The sequence below is a fragment of the Pseudomonas salmasensis genome (assembly GCF_014268375.2).
In the GTDB taxonomy this organism is placed as follows: domain Bacteria; phylum Pseudomonadota; class Gammaproteobacteria; order Pseudomonadales; family Pseudomonadaceae; genus Aquipseudomonas; species Aquipseudomonas salmasensis.
In genome coordinates this window covers 5,424,689-5,442,377 of record NZ_CP077083.1, presented here as the reverse complement: position 1 = coordinate 5,442,377, position 17,689 = coordinate 5,424,689, and the positions used below count along the sequence as shown (strand labels likewise).

20 protein-coding genes are annotated in these 17,689 nt (G+C 59.4%); 10 read left to right on the top strand and 10 right to left on the bottom strand.

Translation table 11 applies throughout. The features are described 5' to 3' along the window. Positions 1-28: 28 nt before the first annotated feature. Together HU731_RS24515 and HU731_RS24510 are read left to right on the top strand one after the other, a co-directional pair. The gene (locus HU731_RS24515; protein ID WP_032892740.1) at positions 29-400 is read left to right on the top strand and encodes a hypothetical protein; all 372 of its coding nucleotides are present in this window, start codon (positions 29-31) and stop codon (positions 398-400) included. 14 nt (positions 401-414) lie between these two features. Beyond that, on the top strand, positions 415-897 hold the full coding sequence (locus HU731_RS24510; protein ID WP_186606168.1) for a GreA/GreB family elongation factor: 483 nt from the start codon (positions 415-417) through the stop codon (positions 895-897). A gap of 123 nt (positions 898-1,020) precedes the next feature. On the opposite strand, the gene cysB is transcribed toward HU731_RS24510, so the two are convergent. From cysB to HU731_RS24490, 4 genes are all read right to left on the bottom strand, one after another. After that, positions 1,021-1,995 (bottom strand): HTH-type transcriptional regulator CysB, encoded by a 975-nt coding sequence (gene cysB, locus HU731_RS24505; protein WP_003189876.1) that lies wholly within the window; start codon positions 1,993-1,995, stop codon positions 1,021-1,023. A 104-nt stretch (positions 1,996-2,099) separates the two neighbouring features. Further along, positions 2,100-2,600, bottom strand: a complete 501-nt coding sequence (locus HU731_RS24500) for a universal stress protein (protein ID WP_003189875.1) — start codon at positions 2,598-2,600, stop codon at positions 2,100-2,102. A 165-nt stretch (positions 2,601-2,765) separates the two neighbouring features. After that, entirely contained in the window at positions 2,766-3,728 is a 963-nt protein-coding gene (locus tag HU731_RS24495; protein ID WP_056789318.1) for a putative 2-dehydropantoate 2-reductase, read from the bottom strand. Continuing rightward, a complete protein-coding gene (locus HU731_RS24490; RefSeq protein WP_186606159.1) occupies positions 3,725-4,111 on the bottom strand; it encodes a YbbN family protein in 387 nt (128 codons plus the stop codon). Before HU731_RS24490 ends, HU731_RS24495 begins: the two co-directional genes overlap by 4 nt. On the opposite strand from HU731_RS24490, the gene HU731_RS24485 reads away from it, so the two are divergent. Next, a complete protein-coding gene (locus HU731_RS24485) occupies positions 4,110-4,544 on the top strand; it encodes a PilZ domain-containing protein (protein WP_186606157.1) in 435 nt (144 codons plus the stop codon). The genes HU731_RS24490 and HU731_RS24485 overlap by 2 nt on opposite strands. 130 nt (positions 4,545-4,674) lie before the next feature. Then, entirely contained in the window at positions 4,675-5,751 is a 1,077-nt protein-coding gene (locus tag HU731_RS24480) for a 3-deoxy-7-phosphoheptulonate synthase (RefSeq protein ID WP_003189871.1), read from the top strand. A 69-nt stretch (positions 5,752-5,820) separates the two neighbouring features. Here HU731_RS24480 and HU731_RS24475 read toward each other — a convergent pair whose 3' ends face one another. Beyond that, positions 5,821-6,102: a GNAT family N-acetyltransferase gene (locus HU731_RS24475; protein WP_003189869.1), complete on the bottom strand. Its 282-nt coding sequence runs from the start codon at positions 6,100-6,102 to the stop codon at positions 5,821-5,823. Positions 6,103-6,714: 612 nt separating this feature from the next. Between HU731_RS24475 and oprI the strand changes: the two genes are divergently transcribed. Continuing rightward, a complete protein-coding gene (gene oprI, locus HU731_RS24470; RefSeq protein ID WP_003172710.1) occupies positions 6,715-6,966 on the top strand; it encodes an outer membrane lipoprotein OprI in 252 nt (83 codons plus the stop codon). Positions 6,967-7,137: 171 nt separating this feature from the next. Here the strand turns inward: oprI and HU731_RS24465 are convergent, their stop codons facing one another. The 3 genes from HU731_RS24465 to HU731_RS24455 form a co-directional block, all read right to left on the bottom strand. After that, complete coding sequence (locus HU731_RS24465; RefSeq protein WP_003189867.1) at positions 7,138-8,103, bottom strand: L,D-transpeptidase family protein; 966 nt, start codon at positions 8,101-8,103, stop codon at positions 7,138-7,140. Positions 8,104-8,181: 78 nt separating this feature from the next. Continuing rightward, entirely contained in the window at positions 8,182-8,475 is a 294-nt protein-coding gene (locus HU731_RS24460; RefSeq protein WP_003189866.1) for a hypothetical protein, read from the bottom strand. A gap of 58 nt (positions 8,476-8,533) precedes the next feature. After that, the gene (locus tag HU731_RS24455; protein ID WP_186606155.1) at positions 8,534-9,139 is read right to left on the bottom strand and encodes an arylesterase; all 606 of its coding nucleotides are present in this window, start codon (positions 9,137-9,139) and stop codon (positions 8,534-8,536) included. Between the two features lie 10 nt (positions 9,140-9,149). Here HU731_RS24455 and HU731_RS24450 point away from each other — a divergent pair, with 10 nt between their 5' ends. Both HU731_RS24450 and HU731_RS24445 read left to right on the top strand, forming a co-directional pair. Further along, positions 9,150-9,833, top strand: coding sequence for an ABC transporter ATP-binding protein (locus HU731_RS24450; protein WP_003189864.1), 684 nt, complete (start codon positions 9,150-9,152; stop codon positions 9,831-9,833). After that, positions 9,833-12,343, top strand: a complete 2,511-nt coding sequence (locus tag HU731_RS24445) for an ABC transporter permease (protein ID WP_186606153.1) — start codon at positions 9,833-9,835, stop codon at positions 12,341-12,343. Before HU731_RS24450 ends, HU731_RS24445 begins: the two co-directional genes overlap by 1 nt. A gap of 38 nt (positions 12,344-12,381) precedes the next feature. On the opposite strand, the gene greB is transcribed toward HU731_RS24445, so the two are convergent. Further along, positions 12,382-12,861, bottom strand: coding sequence for a transcription elongation factor GreB (gene greB / locus HU731_RS24440; protein WP_032897540.1), 480 nt, complete (start codon positions 12,859-12,861; stop codon positions 12,382-12,384). A gap of 125 nt (positions 12,862-12,986) precedes the next feature. Next, positions 12,987-14,045, bottom strand: coding sequence for a hypothetical protein (locus tag HU731_RS24435; RefSeq protein ID WP_186606151.1), 1,059 nt, complete (start codon positions 14,043-14,045; stop codon positions 12,987-12,989). A gap of 240 nt (positions 14,046-14,285) precedes the next feature. Between HU731_RS24435 and HU731_RS24430 the strand changes: the two genes are divergently transcribed. From HU731_RS24430 to HU731_RS24420, 3 genes are read left to right on the top strand one after another with little or no spacing between them, the layout of a single operon-like run. Then, complete coding sequence (locus tag HU731_RS24430; protein WP_186606149.1) at positions 14,286-15,212, top strand: ABC transporter ATP-binding protein; 927 nt, start codon at positions 14,286-14,288, stop codon at positions 15,210-15,212. After that, positions 15,209-15,934: an ABC transporter permease gene (locus tag HU731_RS24425; protein WP_186606147.1), complete on the top strand. Its 726-nt coding sequence runs from the start codon at positions 15,209-15,211 to the stop codon at positions 15,932-15,934. The genes HU731_RS24430 and HU731_RS24425 overlap by 4 nt, the downstream gene beginning before the upstream one ends. Positions 15,935-15,951: 17 nt before the next feature. Further along, on the top strand, positions 15,952-17,688 hold the full coding sequence (locus tag HU731_RS24420) for a Gldg family protein (protein ID WP_186606145.1): 1,737 nt from the start codon (positions 15,952-15,954) through the stop codon (positions 17,686-17,688). The last annotated feature ends 1 nt before the right edge of the window (position 17,689 follow it).

Sequence of the window (17,689 nt, the reverse complement as noted above, 5' to 3'; positions counted from 1 at the left end):
TGCCGTCAATGCCTGCCAGGAGGCCCTTATGTCTGACCGTCCGTTGTCGTTGTTCAAGCTCTGCATCGCGATTGCCGCAGGCGTATGGCTGGGGTTTATCGCCATTGCGCTGACCACCTGGCTGGCGTCTCGGTACCTGTTCCCCCAAAGCCTGGCACCGGTGGCCCAGGCGGTTCAGCAATTGGGCAAACCGGCCACGGTCGATGAGTCACAACCACCGAACCGCCTGTTTGAACAGTACCAACAGAACCTGCAAAAGCAGGCACAACAACAGGCACTGGACCAGGCCCGAAGCAACGCGCGTAACCTGTCCAACCCCAAATGCCAGTTCTGGCTGCAACAAGACCAGAACGCCCCCAATGAAAAGACGCGGGCCAATGTCCTGCAATTCTGCGATTGATGCCAAATACCGCCATGAATAAACACGCCGTGCTCCAGTTGATCCTGGAAAAACTCACCGTCGACCTCGACATCGTCCAACGCGCCGCGCAGACCGCCTACGAAACCGCGACCCACGAAGAAAACATTGCCGAAAACAAATACGACACCCTCGGCCTGGAGGCTTCTTACCTGGCCACCGGGCAGGCCCGGCGAGTGGAGGAGATCAAGCAATCGCTGGTGCTGTGCCAGCAACTGCAACTACGTGCGTACGATGATCAACGCGGGATAGAGATCGGCACGCTGGTAGGCCTGGAAGACGAGGACGGTCGCCAGCAGTGGCTGTTCCTGGCGCCGGATGCGGCGGGTTTGAAAGTGGACGTGGTCGGGCAACCGGTGACGGTCATCACGCCGCGCTCGCCGTTGGGCAAAGGCCTGTTGGGCAAACGCATCGATGAAGAAGTGGAGATTCTGGTGGCCGGCGCTCGGCAGAACTTTACGGTGACCGAGGCCAGATAACCTACACCCCCTGTAGGAGCGAGCTCGCTCGCGAAGAAACGCGAGGGCGCCGCATACAACCTGGCACCCCGCGTTAACGTTGGCGCTCTTCGCGAGCAAGCTCGCTCCTACAGGGTAATCGTGTCAGTGGACGGGCAATTCGACGCCGTCGAACAACTCTTCCAGCTCTTGCTTGTTGTGGCACTGGATCGCCTTGGCCATCACTTCGCGGGTCAGGTGCGGCGCGAACTTCTCGATGAAGTCGCACATGAAGCCGCGCAGGAAAGTACCGCGGCGGAAACCGATCTTGGTCACGCTGGACTCGAACAATTCGCTGGCATCCAGCACCACCAGGTCTTTGTCCAGGTTGGTGTCGACCGCCATCTTGGCAACGATCCCGACGCCCAGGCCGAGGCGCACATAGGTCTTGATCACGTCGGCATCGGCAGCGGTGAACACCACCTTGGGCGTGAGGCCACGATGGCTGAACGCTTCGTCGAGCTTGGAACGGCCGGTAAAGCCGAACACATAGGTCACGATCGGGTATTCAGCCAAGGCTTCCAGGGTCAGCTTCGGCAGCTTGGCCAACGGGTGCCCCTGAGGCACAACCACGCAACGGTTCCAGCGGTAGCACGGCATCATCACCAGGTCGCCGAACAATTCCAGGGCCTCGGTGGCGATGGCAAAATCGACGGTGCCGTCAGCGGCCATCTCGGCAATCTGCATCGGCGAACCCTGGTGCATGTGCAGGGCTACGTCCGGGTATTGCTTGATGAAATCACGGATCACCGGCGGCAATGCATAGCGCGCCTGGGTGTGAGTGGTGGCGATGGACAAGGTGCCTTTCTTCTCGTTGGAGAATTCCTGGGCGATCTGCTTGATACTTTCGACTTTACGCAGGATCTCGCCGGCGGTGGTGATGATGCGCTCGCCAGCCGGAGTGACGCGGGTCAGGTGTTTGCCGCTGCGTGCGAAGACTTCGACGCCCAACTCGTCTTCGAGCAGGCGGATCTGCTTGCTGATACCAGGCTGCGAGGTGTAGAGGCTTTGAGCGGTAGCGGAAACGTTGAGGTCGTGGTGCGCCACTTCCCAGATGTAGCGCAGTTGTTGAAGCTTCATATCAATCCCTCAAAGCAGATAGACGCCACGGGTATCAGCGACGGTATATAACTATATTAAAGGTTTTGCGGATAAATCTAGAACTTTTTTATCGTTTTTACCGATCAACTGTCGTCACTGCGCCGACGCTGCAACGACGGCACCAGGTAAACCGGCACCGGGGACAACTGCAACACCCGTGCGGCGGTACGTCCAAGGGGGACGGCCACGCCGGTTGCCTGGCTATGACTGCCTACGACCAGCAAGTCGACGGACAGTTTTCGCAATTGGTCGAGAATCACCTCGCAAGGGTCCCCCTGGATCACCTTGACCGAGCGAATCCATTGCAGGTCCTGCTCCCCTTCCCCCCACTCCTCGCGAAAGCTGTCGAGCACGCGCTGTTCAATCGTCGCCATCACCGTGCTCAGCCCCTTGCTCTGCCATTCGCTCAAGGCGGCCTCATCAAGGTAGCTCTGCAGTACCGATTCGGCGAACAAGCCGATGGGCTCGACCACGTGGATCACATACAGGTCAGCCTTGAACGTTCGCGCCAGCGCCAGTGCATGTTGCATCACGTAGGGCGCATACAGACCGAGGTCCGTGGCAAACAGCATCGAACGAATCATAGAACCTCCTGGACTGCCAGGATGGCGGGGATTGAATGAGCTTAGCAGCTAGCGCTCGGTCTGGATTCTCAACTCATTAGGGCTTCCAGCCCGACGGCCTGGTAGAAAGGACATCGCCAGCACCAGCTTGTCACCCTACCCCTTCGCCATAATGGCTCACCCCAATCAGCGGTTGTGCCGATCAATAAAACTCAAGGCCTGGTACAGCGCCTGCATGCGTGGCAGCTCGCAACCGGCCGCTTTGGCAGCGGCCAAGGGACGGGCGTAGATGGCCGCCAGCTCCAGCGGCCGCTTGTGCAGGTGGTCGTGGTACATGCTGGGCAGGTAGTCGTCCATGGTTTCGGTCATGGCGAACATCTGCCCGGCGTAGCTGGCAGCAATTTCATGCCCGCACGCATGAGCGCCCTGCACCACCTCGGCCATCAGCGCCTGGATCAACTCGCGGCTGGACTCATCGGCCATCATGGCCGTGGTGCCCGTGCCCAGCAACACCGAGAGGCCGTTGAACGGCACGTTCCAGACCAGCTTGTGCCAACGCGCCAGATGCACATTGGCCATGGCCTGGGACTCGATGCCGGCTTGATGAAACAGCCCGGCGCCGGCTTCGACAATCGCCTGTTGCTGCACCTCATCGTTGGCCGCCGTGCCACTGTGATAGCCCAGGTTGACCCGGCCCAACGCCTGATGCTCGACCACACCGGGGGCCGAGCGGTGCACACCGATGTAGCACAGGCCGCCCAACAGATGCAGCGACGGCGGCAGGTGTTCACGCAGGCTGTCTTCCACATCGAGGCCGTTTTGCAGGAGCACCACTTTGGCGTCCGGCGCCGCCACCTGGGCGATGGTCGGCGCCAGGTCCACATTGCCGGTGGACTTGGTGCCCACCAATAGCCAGTCGCACGGCGGCATGTCGGCGGCGCTGGCATAGGCCTGCACCGGATGCAGGTGCAGTTGCCCATGTACCGTACTGTTGACGTGCAGGCCATGCTTGCTCACCGCGGCGTATTCGCTGCGCAACAGGAAATGCACGTCGAAGCCGGCACGCGCCAGCATCAGTCCATAGTAACCACCAATGGCACCGGTGCCGATAATGCCAATGCGTGGCGACGGGGCTGCAACTGCTGTCATGGCAAATCCTCTGGTGTTTGGGTGAGCGCCTGGTTTACGCATTCGGCGAGGTCGGACGCTGTAAGACGTGTCTGTAATTGCCCAAGGAATTGACCCTCGCACACCAGGAACAACGCCGGCAAATGAAAGATCTGGTAGCGTTGCACCGCACCGCCGTTGTGCCCGGCATCCACCCAGCACACGCGGTCCACCGGCAACTGCCAGCCCGGTAACTGCTGGCGTGCCCAGCGGCAACTGGCACAACCGACACTGGTGAACACTACCAGCGAAATACCTGGCAATCCCAGCAATTGCTGGTCAATATCCAGGTCGGTCAATTCCAGTTCCTTCACTATACTGCTGCCATTGCCGTCAACTGGACGGCGCTCGGAGTCCGTGTACATGGGTCGTTTTTTACCTCACCCTGATGATGTCGCTGTCGAGTTGATCCAACGTCCCTCTCCCGCCCTTCCCCGCCAACGCCTGCACACTATCGGCCGTGGCGGCATCGCCTGCAATTGGCCGCGTGCCTGGCGCGCCGGCACGGCGGTTGACCTGCATATCCCTTCCCTGGGGCCCAGCGCCCGTTATCCGGGCTATGTCGCCTGGTGCCGCAAAGCCGAACAGGGCTATCGCATCGGTATTTGCTTCACCGATGAACACGCCTTGTTCGGTGCGCGGATGGGCGAGCAAGTGTGCCAGATCGAGCGTTACTGCCGCCTGCACGAAGATGCCGAGCCAACGCCTGCGCAACTGGAAGCCATGGCCCGTGATTGGGTGTCGCGCCATGCCGGTGAGTTCTCCCATGAGGCGGTTGTGCAGCCAGCGCTGGATTAAACCGGGCTTTGCCCATTGTCGCGGGCCCGTGTTACGCGCTAAGGTTCCTCCCCCCTGCATTCAAATCATGCTGTGCCCGCCGCACGGGGATAGCTGGCGGCCGGCACCCGTGACCCTGGCGAGTAACACGATGGCTGATTTACCGATCAATGACCTTAACGTTGAATCCAACGAGACCCTGATCACCCCCGATCAGCTCAAGCGCGAAATCCCCCTGAGCGACGCTGCCTTGCAGACCGTCACCAAGGGCCGCGAAGTCATCCGTGACATTCTCGACGGCACCGACCACCGCCTCTTCGTGGTGATCGGGCCCTGCTCTATCCACGACCTCAAGGCCGCCCACGAATATGCCGAGCGCCTCAAGGTGCTGGCGGCAGAGGTGTCCGACACCCTGTACCTGGTGATGCGCGTGTATTTCGAGAAGCCGCGTACCACCGTCGGCTGGAAAGGCTTGATCAACGACCCGTACCTGGACGACTCCTTCAAGATCCAGGACGGCTTGCACATCGGTCGCAAGCTGCTGCTGGACCTGGCTGAAATGGGCCTGCCCACCGCCACCGAAGCCCTCGACCCGATCTCCCCGCAATATCTGCAGGACCTGATCAGCTGGTCGGCCATCGGCGCACGCACCACCGAATCCCAGACCCACCGCGAAATGGCGTCCGGCCTGTCTTCCGCCGTAGGCTTCAAGAACGGCACCGACGGCGGCCTGACCGTGGCGATCAATGCGCTGCAATCGGTCTCCAGCCCTCACCGTTTCCTGGGCATCAACCAGGAAGGCGGCGTGTCCATCGTGACCACCAAGGGCAACGCCTACGGTCACGTGGTGCTGCGTGGCGGCAATGGCAAGCCCAACTATGATTCGGTCAGCGTCGCCCTGTGCGAACAGGCGCTGAACAAGGCCAAGATCAAGCCAAACATCATGGTCGACTGCAGCCACGCCAACTCCAACAAAGACCCGGCCTTGCAGCCGTTGGTGATGGAGAACGTTGCCAACCAGATCCTGGAAGGTAACCAGTCGATCATCGGCTTGATGGTCGAGAGCCATCTGAACTGGGGTTGCCAGGCGATTCCAAAAGACTTGGCCGACTTGCAGTACGGCGTGTCGATTACCGATGCCTGTATCGACTGGTCCGCCACCGAAACCACCCTGCGCAGCATGCACGCCAAGCTCAAGGACGTATTGCCCCAGCGCAAACGCACCTGAGCCTGTACCCGTTTCGCGCATACAAAAACGCCGGGCTAAGCCCGGCGTTTTTTATTGGCAACTGGTCAGTTACAGCTTTGCGGCATGGCGCTGGTGGCGCTCCATGTAGCGTTCGACATAAGAGCACGACGGGATCACCGTGTAGCCAGCCTCTTCAGCAAACTTCAAGGCTTCCTCGGTCAACGCAGCCGCAATGCCTCGCCCCCGCAGCGCGTTAGGCACGAAGGTGCGATAGATATCCAGGGTCTGCTTCCCGAGGTCCATGTAGGTCAGGTAGGCACGATGACCGTCCACATTGGTCTCGAACTGATGACCAGCCTGGTCATGGTGGATGGACAACGCCTCGCTCATCACTACTCCTCGCGGGTCTGAATTAACGACCCTACCTTACCGATGTTTTTCCGGCGAAGGAACATCTACGCCACCCCGTGCCGGTTTCGACAACGAGAAAACCGTGAGCGCTCACAACCAGCACATAGGGAATAGTAGGCACCAATCCTGAAATTGCTCAAGACGCACTCGTCATTCCCCGCCGCTGGTGGATATAGAAAGGGCCTCGATCAACCGGTGACCGATAGCCTGAACATTGCCGGCAGTTGAACCTTGAGACGAACTGGCGCTCTTAAAGTCACCTCTAGATGCGCAAAAGATGCCTGGCGCAGTAAGGCCAAGCGCAACCAAAGTGCCCCGCTTCGTTATATAAAATTTCGTCTGTTTACACGGTTAAACACATGCGGGCCGGCCCTTTCAGCCTGGATCCAATGTTCGTCGAGGCGCAAAAAATTGGACAGTTTTCATACAAACCGTCAAAAGATTAGCCAAAATAGATTCGGCACAAGAAATTTTTTTGCTTCTTGCGCAACGTCAGTTTACTTACTACAAGTAATGGGTAGTATGTACGCCGGCTATTAGCTCACTCTGAGAAAGTAGCCATTAAATTGAAAGTCCTTGAAGGGGAACACGATGAACAACGTTCTGAAATTCTCTGCTCTGGCTCTGGCCGCAGTTCTGGCTACCGGTTGCAGCAGCGTCTCCAAAGAAACCGAAGCTCGTCTGACTGCAACTGAAGACGCAGCAGCTCGCTCCCAGGCCCGTGCAGACGAAGCCTACCGTAAAGCTGATGAAGCTCTGGCTGCTGCTCAAAAAGCACAACAGACTGCTGACGAAGCTAACGAGCGCGCTCTGCGCATGCTTGAAAAAGCAAGCCGCAAGTAATAATCCTTCGGGGTTGTTATCAAGCCGATCCATTTATGGGTCGGCTTTTTTTTGCCTTTGATTTGGCACGCGCCACCTGTAGGAGCGAGCTTGCTCGCGAAGGTGGTCAACGATGGCGCGGGCGGCTGATTTACAGCGGCGCCCTCAGGTTTTTCGCGAGCAAGCTCGCTCCTACAGCAGGTCGGCCGGCGTACTTGAGGCCACAGGCGCCGCGCCTGGCACGCCAATTTCGGTCGGCAAGCCATCTTCGGCGGCGACCACATCGCGCACCTGGTCCCAGTTGACCCGCAGGTTATTGGACAGGTCTTCGCGCTTGAGCAACGCATTGATAACCGCGGTGTGCTTGTCGACCACCGATGGCGTACCGTCATCGTTCAACGGCGTGTGGGCTTCAAGGTAGACCTTGCCGCCACTACTGCCAAACTTGTAAGCGTCATTGATGATGCGCACTGACGTGCCCACCGGCACCATGCCCGCCATTTCCAACACGTTGTTATTGAACATGCGGAAGCAACCGTGGCTGGTACGCGTGCCAATACCAAACTTCATGTTGGAGCCGTGGATCAGGTAACCCGGCGTGCCCAGGGTGAACTTGAACGGCCCCAGTGGGTTGTCGGGGCCGGCAGGTACCACGTTGGGCAGCGGGTCACCGTTGGCGGCGTGCTCGGCCTTGATCGAAGCCGGTGGCGTCCAGGTCGGATTCGGCGTCTTGGCGATGATACTGGTATGGGCGATCGGCGAACCCCAGCCTTCCCGGCCAATGCCCAGAGGGAAGGTGTAGACGACGTTTTGGCCTTTTGGATAGTAGTAGAGCCGGTATTCCGCCAGGTTGATCACAATGCCTTCCCGCGGCCCGGGCGGCAGGATAAAGCGTGTCGGCAGCACAATCTCGGTGCCCGCACCCGGCAACCAGGCATCGACACCCGGGTTGGCGGCGACCATTTCCGAATAGCCCAGGTCGTAGGTGGTGCCAAGGTCAGCAAAAGTGTCTTCGTACTTGGCCTTGATCACTTGGACCTGGCCGACAATGTCCTCACCGGGCGGTGGCAAGGGCAACTGCAAGGCCGCCGCCGAACCCGCCGCACAAAGCGCAGCAAGAGACAGGCAGCAGGTGACGACGGAAAGGCGCGACAACATCCGGAAAATCCTTCGCAAGACGACGGGTAGGGAAAAATTGATTGTATACGGCTTCGCAGCGCCAAGCTTCAAGCTGTTTTACAGCTCGAAGCGCAGCTCCGGCCAGATCGGCGGCGTGCCGCGCTTTTGCGATTCGAGAATCGCCCGGCACAAAGGGCAAAGTCGCTGGTCTTGGAAAATCGAGCGGTTGACCGATGACCAACGTGGCTGTGCGGGCAATAAAGTGCCGCAGAGCGTGCGATCAATGGAGCCGCCCAGTTCCAATTGACGCGCCACCAAATGCACCCGCACTTCCTGGCAGGCGAACAGGTCCAGCTGCTCGTCCGGCTCGATCAGTTGGTAGTTAAACAGGGACCAGGCAGGGCGCGACATCGAGGGCTCCAAATCGGGGGGGCGCCACCTTAGCCGAAAGCCTGCCGGTAGAAAAGCGTCATAACAGCGGTTTTAGCGTTGGCCAGACATTTTCCAGCAACTTGTCCTGAGCGGCGACTGCCGGGTGCAGCCCGTCAGCCTGCATCAACTCCGGATGGCCGCCAACGCCTTCGAGGAAAAACGGCACCAACGGCACCTTTTTTTCCTCTGCGACATCACCGAACACCTTGGCAAAGGCTTCGACATAGCGCTTGCCGTAATTGGGCGGAATCTGCATCCCCAGCAGCAGCACCTTGGCACCACCGGCCTTGGATTGGTCAATCATCGAAGCAAGATTTTGTTGCAATTGCGCAGGCGGCTGGCCGCGCAAGCCATCGTTGCCACCCAACTCGATCACCACCACATCCGGTTTGTGCGCTGCAAGTGCCGCCGGCAGCCGCGCGAGGCCCCCTGCACTGGTGTCGCCACTGATGGAAGCATTGACCACTTTATCGTCAAAACCCTCCTGTTTGAGCCGTTGCTCCAGCAACGCGACCCACCCCTTGCGGGTATCCAGGCCGAAACCGGCACTGATACTATCGCCAACGATCAGGACTGTACCCGCCGCTGCGTTCTGGGCCATGCACATCAAGGCCAGGCCAGCACTCAAAAACCACACTCGCATCGGATTCTCCATGGGCGCAAGCATTCTCACCGCGCGAAACCTTAGCAAAGTGGTTCCCAGCGCGGAAGGTGAACTGACTATCCTGCACGAACTGAGCCTGGAACTGAACAAGGGCGATAGCCTGGCTATCGTCGGCAGCTCCGGTTCCGGCAAATCCACCCTACTGGGCCTGCTGGCCGGCCTCGACCTGCCCAGCAGCGGCGAAGTGACCCTGGCCGGGCAAGCCCTGAGCACCCTCGACGAAGACCAGCGCGCACGCATCCGTGCCGAGCATGTGGGCTTCGTATTCCAATCCTTCCAGTTGCTCGACAGCTTGAACGCGCTGGAAAACGTAATGCTGCCGCTGGAGCTGGACGGTCGCCAGGACGCCCGCGAGCGTGCCAAACACCTGCTGGAGCGCGTAGGCCTGGGCCAGCGCCTGACCCACTCGCCTCGCCAGCTGTCCGGTGGCGAACAACAACGGGTGGCGATCGCCCGCGCGTTTGCCGCCGAACCGGACGTGCTGTTCGCCGACGAGCCCACCGGCAACCTCGACAGCCATACTGGCGAGCGCATCAGCGACCTGCTGTTCGAGTTGAATAAAGAGAGCGGCACGACCCTGGTACTGGTCACCCATGACGAGCGCCTGGCCCATCGTTGCCGACGCCTGATCCGCCTTGAAGCCGGCCTGATGGTCGCGCCCCTGGAGCCTTGATGGCACGTTTGCCGCTGTTGCGTCTGTTCAGCCTTGCCATGCGTCAGTTACTGCGCGATGCCCGCGCCGGCGAATTGCGCGTGCTGTTCTTTGCCCTGCTGGTGGCCGTGGCCGCCAGCACCGCCATCGGCTACTTTGGTGCACGCCTCAACGGCGCCATGCTGCTGCGCGCCACCGAGTTCCTCGGCGCCGACCTGGTGCTCGAAGGCAGCTCGCCGGCCCGCCCCGAGCAAATCAAATCAGGAACCGAACTGGGCCTGGATCACGCCCGCATCGTGGAATTCTCCAGCGTTATCGCCACCGATAATGGCATCCAGCTTTCCAGCATCAAGGCGGTCAACGAGCAGTACCCCTTGCGCGGCGAGCTTAAAAGCAGCGCCGAGCCCTTCGGCGCTGAAGTTCCGGGCGGTGGCCCAAAACCCGGCGAAGCCTGGGTGGAAGCACGGTTGCTGACGGCGCTGGACCTGAAAGTCGGCGACAGCATCGATGTCGGCATGAAGACCCTGCGTTTGGCGCGCATCCTGACCTATGAGCCCGACCGCGCCGGCAACTTCTACAGCCTCACGCCCAGGGTCATGATCAACCTGGCGGACCTGGACGCCACCGGTGTCGTGCAGCCAGGCAGCCGGGTGAGTTACCGCGAACTATGGCGTGCGCCACAAGGCAGCACAGCGCTGCAAACCTATCGCGACCTGGTCAAACCGGGCCTGGCCGCCAACCAGCGCCTGCAGGACTCGCGCGATGGCAACCAGCAGATCGGCGGCGCGCTGGGCAAAGCCGAACGCTACCTGAACATGGCCAGCCTGGTGGCCGTGCTGCTGGCTGGCGTGGCCGTGGCGCTGTCGGCTAACCGCTTCGCCAGCCGACGTTTCGATGCCAGCGCATTGTTTCGCTGCCTGGGCCTGTCGCGCCGTGAAGCCATGTTGCTGTTCAGCCTGCAACTGAGTGTGCTGGGCTTGCTGGCGAGCCTGGCCGGCGCCCTGCTCGGCTGGCTGGCGCAATTTGGCCTGTTCTACTTCCTGCACGACCTGCTCCCCGCCGACGTACCGCCAGGCGGGCTGCTGCCGGCCGTCGCCGGGATCGGCACCGGGCTTGTGGCTCTCGCCGGCTTCGCCCTGCCGCCGCTGGCCGCACTGGGCAGGGTACCGCCGCTGCGGGTGTTGCGCCGCGATTTGCTGCCTATCCCCTCAAGCACCTGGATGGTCTACGGCGCGGCGCTGTTTGCCCTGGGCCTGATCATGTGGCGCCTGAGCCTGGACCTGGTATTGACCTTCGCGTTACTCGGGGGCGGTGTGGTGGCTGCGTTGCTGCTGGGTGGCTTGCTGTTGCTGTTGTTGCAAAGCCTGCGGCGGTTATTGGCTCGCGCCTCCCTGCCCTGGCGCCTGGGCCTGGGCCAGTTGTTGCGTCACCCGCTGGCGGCGGCAGGCCAATCCCTGGCGTTTGGCTTGATCCTGCTGTCCATGGGGTTGATCGCGCTGTTGCGGGGCGAATTGCTCGACACCTGGCAAAACCAGTTGCCCAAGGATGCGCCCAACTACTTCGCCCTGAATATCCTACCGGCCGACAAGGACGCCTTTGGCGCCCGCCTGCTGGACGTCCAGGCGCAAGCAGCGCCGCTCTACCCGGTGGTACCAGGGCGCTTGATCAGCATCAATGGCGAGCCCGTGCAGGAGATTGTCAGCAAGGACTCCAGCGGCGACCGCGCCATTCAACGCGACCTGAGCCTGACCTGGGCAGCCGACTTGCCAGCGGGTAACGTCCTGACGGCAGGTACCTGGTGGTCAGCGCAACCCACTGATGAGATACCTGGCGTGTCGGTGGAAGCCAAAGTGGCCGAGAGCCTGAAGCTCAAGCTCAACGACCATCTGGTGTTCACCATCGGCGGTGAAAACCGTGAGGCGCGGGTTACCAGCCTGCGCACCATCAACTGGGATAACTTCCAGCCCAACTTCTTCATGATTTTCCAACCGGGCACCTTGAAGGATCTGCCCGCGACTTACCTCACCAGCTTCTATCTGGCTCCCGGCCATGACCAACAGATCGTCGACCTGTCACGGGCGTTCCCGGCGGTCACTATCCTGCAGGTCGAGGCCCTGCTGGAGCAGTTGCGCAGCATCCTTGCCCAAGTGACCTTGGCCGTCGAATACGTGCTGTTGTTTGTACTCGCGGCGGGCATGGCGGTGTTGTTCTCTGGCCTGCAGGCCACCCTGGATGAACGAATCCGCCAGGGTGCATTGCTGCGCGCCTTGGGTGCCGAGCGTAAGTTGCTGGTCAAGGCGCGCCGCATCGAATTCGGCCTGTTGGGGGCGGTCAGCGGCTTGCTGGCGGCACTGGGCACCGAACTGGTGACCTGGGTGCTGTACCGCTACGCCTTTGACCTGGCGTGGCATCCCCACCCGTGGTTGTTACTGCTGCCGGTGATCGGTGCTGTGCTGATTGGCGCTGCCGGGGTATTCGGCACACGCCGCGCCCTGAATGCCAGCCCACTGACCGTCCTGCGCGAAGGCTGACCCCCTGATGGCGCGTACTCTGCCCAGGGTAAGTGCCATCAGGCAGGCTTCACATATTCGATCTTGGTGATCCACCAGCACACCTCCCCGCCGGGGGTCTGTACGATTGCCTCGTCGTCCACCTCCTTGCGCAGCAGGGCCCGAGCCATGGGGGAGTCGATGGAAATGTAATCCATTCGGTCGTAGATCTCGTCATAACCGACGATGCGAAAGCGCTTGGTCTCACCCTGTTCGTTTTCGATTTCGACCCATGCGCCGAAAAATACCTTTCCCTCCTGCTCGGGCATGTACTCCACCACCCGCATGTCTTCCAGGCGTTTACGCAGGTAACGCACCCGCCGGTCAATCTCGCGCAACAGCTTCTTGTTGTACTGGTAATCGGCGTTTTCACTGCGATCTCCCAGGGAGGCCGCCCAGGTCACTTTGCGCGTGGTATCCGGGCGTTTCTCTCGCCACAGGTAATCCAGCTCTTTTTTCAGCGCTTCATGACCTTCTTTGGTAATCAGCTTGGTACTCAAACGCTTGCATCCCCAGGCAATGTCCAGTGGTGCCGACACGCCAGGGCATCATGCCCAGGCAGCGGCTGGCTGGGACTGATGATAAATGAACCCTGGAAAGTATCCAGGCCGGCGCGCCCGTTACCTCAACCATGCCCCTCCAGCACTTGATCCAACTCAAGCAGCGTCCCCTGCATGCGCTGGCGCATACCCGATAGCTGCAACATCATCATCGCCAGCTTTTCGGCCTTCTGGCTGACCTCCAGCCCCTGCTCCTGCAAATAGGTATGGCGCTGCTCAAGTTCACGGCCCTTTTCTTCCAGCTGGCTCTGCTGCTGTTGCAATCGCGCCTGCCACTGTTCAAGCATCTGTTCCTTCTCAAGGACCGCGCATTTTTTTTGCGTCAGTTCCTGGGCGACTTTGGCCAGATTGCTCAGTGCGCTGTCCATTTCGAGCAAAGAGGTAGGGTCCAGCTGGGCAGGCGGGGCCAAGGGTTCGGGTTCGGGTTCGGGCTCAGGCTCGGGTGGCTCCAACCGCAGGTTGTTTGGCTCAAACTGACTGTCATCATGCTCAATCGGAACAGGCGTCGCACTGGCCTCGACCTGCTCCTGCGGTATCGCGACCAGCGACCGCGCCGGTTCTTCAATGGCGTCTTCATCCATAGGCTGCGGTGCAGTCGTGGCCGAGCGCGGATTTCGTGGCGGCGCAACCATTTGCGACGAGAAGCGAATAGACGGCACGATCACTGCGCTGCTTTCGATCGCAGGCAACGCCGGGGCCGACATGCCCAGGGTGATGACCTTCATGACCAGAGCCTTCTTGATGATCACCGAGTGATGATCCTCTGGCCTGGCAGGTGGCAACCGGCAGCCTTTCAAATCGATGAAATGAAAGGGTACCTGGGGTTCGGCAATGGGCGTTGTCTTCGAGCCGGCTGCCGCTGCCATCGTCAGGATCTGTTTGAAGACTTGCATGGCTAATTGCAGGTCCTCTTTGGAGTCAACGCCCCCCAGGAAATACCGTTCCATCTTTTTACGTAATGCCGCGATATAGACCCTGGAATGGCCGGGCTCTGCCTCCTCATCCAGGCTATATACCAGAAAGTTGGACGCCGTTTGCGTAACAGCAAACCCGCACAATAAGGCGCCGTTAACGGGCGTGCCTTCAGCGTTGCGCTCAAGAACAAGAGTACGTAGAAGCATCATGGTAGTCAGGCCTCATTACAAAAAGAAAACCTTATATAAACATCAGATAAACATCTGGGCATTAATAAGTATTCAAAACAAAACAATTGTTTCAGCGAATTATCGGGCCGAACGTAGGATTCTTCTTATTAAGCATACTTCGCGTTCCCAAGCCTTCATATTGAACGTACCCTTTTTAAAGCACTTCACTCTACAGGCGGCACCCTCTCACACGCCCTGCAAAACTTATTCGGTAAAACCATGATCGAGATAAGCAACCTGACAAAACAGCTGGGCAAAACACGCGTAATCAGCAACTTGTCGTTCTGTGCCCAGCACCAGGAGTGTGTGGGCCTGCTGGGAGAGAGCGGTGCAGGGAAAACCACACTGTTGAGCTTGATCGCCGGGGCGATCAAGCCGACGGCCGGGCACATCACTATTCAAGGTTTCAATACCCATACCCATTCAACTCAAGCCAAAAAAGTCGTTGGTTATCAACTCCAGGGCGGCCTTGACCATCACACGATGTCCGTCAAACACATGCTCAATTTCATTGCTGCCATTCGCGGTTTGAGCGGCCTGGAAAAACGCAGCCAGGTGGCGCAGGTCGCCGCACGCCTGGAACTGCTGCCCGTGCTCGACTGCCCCATCAGCGTACTTTCCCTTGGCTTGAAGCGCAGAGTGGCAATAGCCCAGGCGCTCCTGCACTCACCAAGCCTGCTGCTGCTGGATGAACCCACAGAAGGGCTCTGTCCCGATCAACGCCTCACGTTCCGGGCACTCATCCAGTCCCTGAGCGAGGAAATGACCATCATCATCGCCTCCCGCCATTACCAGGAGCTGGCGGATATCTGCACCCGTGCCTTGGTTATTGCCGGTGGCCGCTTGGTGGCCGACGCCTCCCTGCCCGACTTACAGCGCAGCTCCCGGCATTTCCAGGCCGTCACCCTCGCAGCAGACGCCCCGCTGGACTTGCTCGCGCTGGCCGTATTGCCCGGCGTCGCCGGCATCGAAGAAGACCGGCATGCACCCGGCAAGGTGACTGTCCTGGCCATGCCCGGGCATTCCATCTTTCCCTCGATCAACGCGCTTATCACCCATCGCGGCTGGAACATCACGTCAATGAATCTGGAGCCGGGTCGCCTGAACGATGTCGTTCACCATCTGAGCCAAGAGGTAACACCTTGAGACTGCTACCTGTCATTTTCAAACGGCAACTCGCCAGCTATGCCTGCGCGCCCAACACCTATCTGAGTGTGGCGATTTTTCTGGCGCTATGCGCAGTGCTGGGACTGCATTCCAACCAATGGATGGAACGAAACAGCAGCGATCTGCAGGCCTTTTTCGAACTGCACCCCTGGCTCTATCTCCTGCTGGTCCCCCTGTTATCGACGCAGTTGTGGTCGGATGAATCCAACGCCAGCTTTTACGACACCCTGAATGCCTTGCCTGTCACCTCAGTGGAACGAGTGATCGGAAAATTTATCGCGGCATGGACTGTCTGTGGTATTGCGCTGATGCTTAACTTCCCCCTGGTAATTGCCGTGAATTATCTGGGTACGCCTGACAATAGCGTTATCGCTTCGCAGTTCCTGGCCAGTTGGTTGCTGGCGGGAAGTTATCTTTCCGTGGGTTGCTTTATCTGTGTACTTGCGAACCAACGCCTGCTGATTTTCTTTTTCACCCTCGGCTTGTTGCTGACTGCCAGTGGGCTTTCGTCAGTACTCGATGCACTTGAACAACAGGCACCAATATGGATTATCGACAGTTTGATGTCCTTGGATCCCATTGCCCGTTTCAGCGCGATGGATAACGGCAAGCTCACACTGCATGACAGCCTGTACTTTATCAGCATGATCGTTGCTTTTCTGTTTGCAACCACCCTCACACTCAACTACAAAAACAGCTGAAAAAAGGAAGACCACTGATGGGATCCGCTTTTCGTGCGGGTATGACACTTCTCGTCATATCACTGCTGTTTCTGGCCTTCAATCTAGTCTGGGTACCCAAACTACCTACTGTCCAATGGGACTTTTCCCAAGAAAAAATCCATACGTTATCGCCAGCGACGCGGCAACTACTTGCCTCACTTGAAAGCCCACTGGATCTGTATTACTTCAATACCCTCAATGCGCCGCAAAAAAGCCAGGCATTAGAACGTTATGGCCGGCGCGTGGAAGACGTGCTCAAGGCGTTCGAAAAAGCGGCAAACGGCCTGATCAACTTACATATCATAAACCCCGCTCCCTTTTCTGAAGACGCCTACAAAGCCAGCCTGTTCGGGCTTGATGACACACAAGGATTTCTTGGCCTTATCGGCACCCGCGCTGGCCAGGGCGCCCAACGCATCGAAGCGTTCCGCCCTGAGCACGAGTCATTACTTGAATATGAGATCAGCCACCTGATCTATAAGTTGGGGCCCCCTGAGCGTGCCACTGTCGGCCTGCTGTCGGGGCTGTCGCTGGATAAGCCGGCCAGCGAGCTGCTGGCGTTGATGCGCGAGCAATTCAATGTGGTGGAACTGGCAGCAAACATCGCCCAAGTACCGCCCTCCATCGCGACATTGATGGTCATACAGCCACACGCTTTACCTGAGCGGGCCTTATATGCCATTGAGCAATCAGTATTAAAAGGCACCCCGTTGATGATGTTCATCGACCCCGTGAGCGAGATAGGCGCTGACGCCGTGTCAGCGAACGCGAGAATGGAGGGGCTGCTGAACGCGTGGGGCATGCAGATGCCGGCAGACAAGCTGTTGATCGACAATCTTTATGCCTCATCAGCCACGCCCGGTCCGGGAAGGCCCAGGGTACTGCACCCCGCCCGGCTACACCTTCCACGACAGGCCATGGCCACGACGGATATCAGCACCTGGGGACTGGACAGCATAATCGTCTCAAGCAGCGGCGCACTTTCGCTAACACCCAAGAGCCGCTCACTGCTGACCCCGCTTCTACTGAGCTCAGGGCAATCGGCCCTGTTGGACGCAAAACGCTTCGCCTCGGCGACGACATTCGACTCGCTCATCGATGAAACGGCAACTTCAGGGCAGCGCCATGTGATCGCGGCGCGCGTTGAGGGGCCCGCTTACTCAGCGTTTCCCGACGGCCTCAAAGGCCAGCCCCCCGGGCTGCAAAAAGCAGAACTGATCCAGATGGTGGTCGTGGCCGACACTGACCTGCTAGCGGACACCCTCAGCCAGGCACGACCCAACGGCAACGCGCAGTTTGTATTGAACACATTGGATAACCTGGCGGCGCCCGACGCACTCAAACGCATTCGACCCCGTGTCATGCACCAACCGTTGCACAGGCTGGATCAGATGCGGGACCAAGCCGCACAGGCTTATCGGGAAAACTCCCTTGAGCTGGAGCGACGACTCGAGCAGACGGAGCAAGCGTGGCGAAGGTTGAACCCACTGCACGCACGGCTTATCACCCAAGCGGTGGATACCAGTACCCAGTTGCAGGTACTGAACAAGGAGCGCCTGCAGTTGCCCATCGAGTTGCACGCACTCAAGGCGCAGGCCTATGCGCCGGTGCAGCGTTTCGAGCGACAACTGAAAGGGCTGATAATCGTGCCCCTTCCGCTGCTGTTGTGCCTGATTGCCTGGTTACTTTTCCTACACCAGCGCCGACGTCGTACACCCGCGATCTTTCACTAAT

Bases quoted from the DNA above. Each gene is read 5' to 3' on its own strand.
- oprI (WP_003172710.1), top strand. From the start codon at position 6,715: ATGAACAACGTTCTGAAATTCTCTGCTCTGGCTCTGGCCGCAGTTCTG.
- HU731_RS24450 (WP_003189864.1), top strand. From the start codon at position 9,150: ATGGGCGCAAGCATTCTCACCGCGCGAAACCTTAGCAAAGTGGTTCCC.
- HU731_RS24510 (WP_186606168.1), top strand. From the start codon at position 415: ATGAATAAACACGCCGTGCTCCAGTTGATCCTGGAAAAACTCACCGTC.
- HU731_RS24495 (WP_056789318.1), bottom strand. From the start codon at position 3,728: ATGACAGCAGTTGCAGCCCCGTCGCCACGCATTGGCATTATCGGCACC.
- cysB (WP_003189876.1), bottom strand. From the start codon at position 1,995: ATGAAGCTTCAACAACTGCGCTACATCTGGGAAGTGGCGCACCACGAC.
- HU731_RS24420 (WP_186606145.1), top strand. From the start codon at position 15,952: ATGGGATCCGCTTTTCGTGCGGGTATGACACTTCTCGTCATATCACTG.
- HU731_RS24435 (WP_186606151.1), bottom strand. From the start codon at position 14,045: ATGATGCTTCTACGTACTCTTGTTCTTGAGCGCAACGCTGAAGGCACG.
- HU731_RS24490 (WP_186606159.1), bottom strand. From the start codon at position 4,111: ATGTACACGGACTCCGAGCGCCGTCCAGTTGACGGCAATGGCAGCAGT.
- HU731_RS24455 (WP_186606155.1), bottom strand. From the start codon at position 9,139: ATGCGAGTGTGGTTTTTGAGTGCTGGCCTGGCCTTGATGTGCATGGCC.
- HU731_RS24475 (WP_003189869.1), bottom strand. From the start codon at position 6,102: ATGAGCGAGGCGTTGTCCATCCACCATGACCAGGCTGGTCATCAGTTC.
- HU731_RS24480 (WP_003189871.1), top strand. From the start codon at position 4,675: ATGGCTGATTTACCGATCAATGACCTTAACGTTGAATCCAACGAGACC.
- HU731_RS24460 (WP_003189866.1), bottom strand. From the start codon at position 8,475: ATGTCGCGCCCTGCCTGGTCCCTGTTTAACTACCAACTGATCGAGCCG.
- HU731_RS24430 (WP_186606149.1), top strand. From the start codon at position 14,286: ATGATCGAGATAAGCAACCTGACAAAACAGCTGGGCAAAACACGCGTA.
- HU731_RS24500 (WP_003189875.1), bottom strand. From the start codon at position 2,600: ATGATTCGTTCGATGCTGTTTGCCACGGACCTCGGTCTGTATGCGCCC.
- HU731_RS24515 (WP_032892740.1), top strand. From the start codon at position 29: ATGTCTGACCGTCCGTTGTCGTTGTTCAAGCTCTGCATCGCGATTGCC.
- HU731_RS24465 (WP_003189867.1), bottom strand. From the start codon at position 8,103: ATGTTGTCGCGCCTTTCCGTCGTCACCTGCTGCCTGTCTCTTGCTGCG.
- HU731_RS24485 (WP_186606157.1), top strand. From the start codon at position 4,110: ATGGGTCGTTTTTTACCTCACCCTGATGATGTCGCTGTCGAGTTGATC.
- HU731_RS24445 (WP_186606153.1), top strand. From the start codon at position 9,833: ATGGCACGTTTGCCGCTGTTGCGTCTGTTCAGCCTTGCCATGCGTCAG.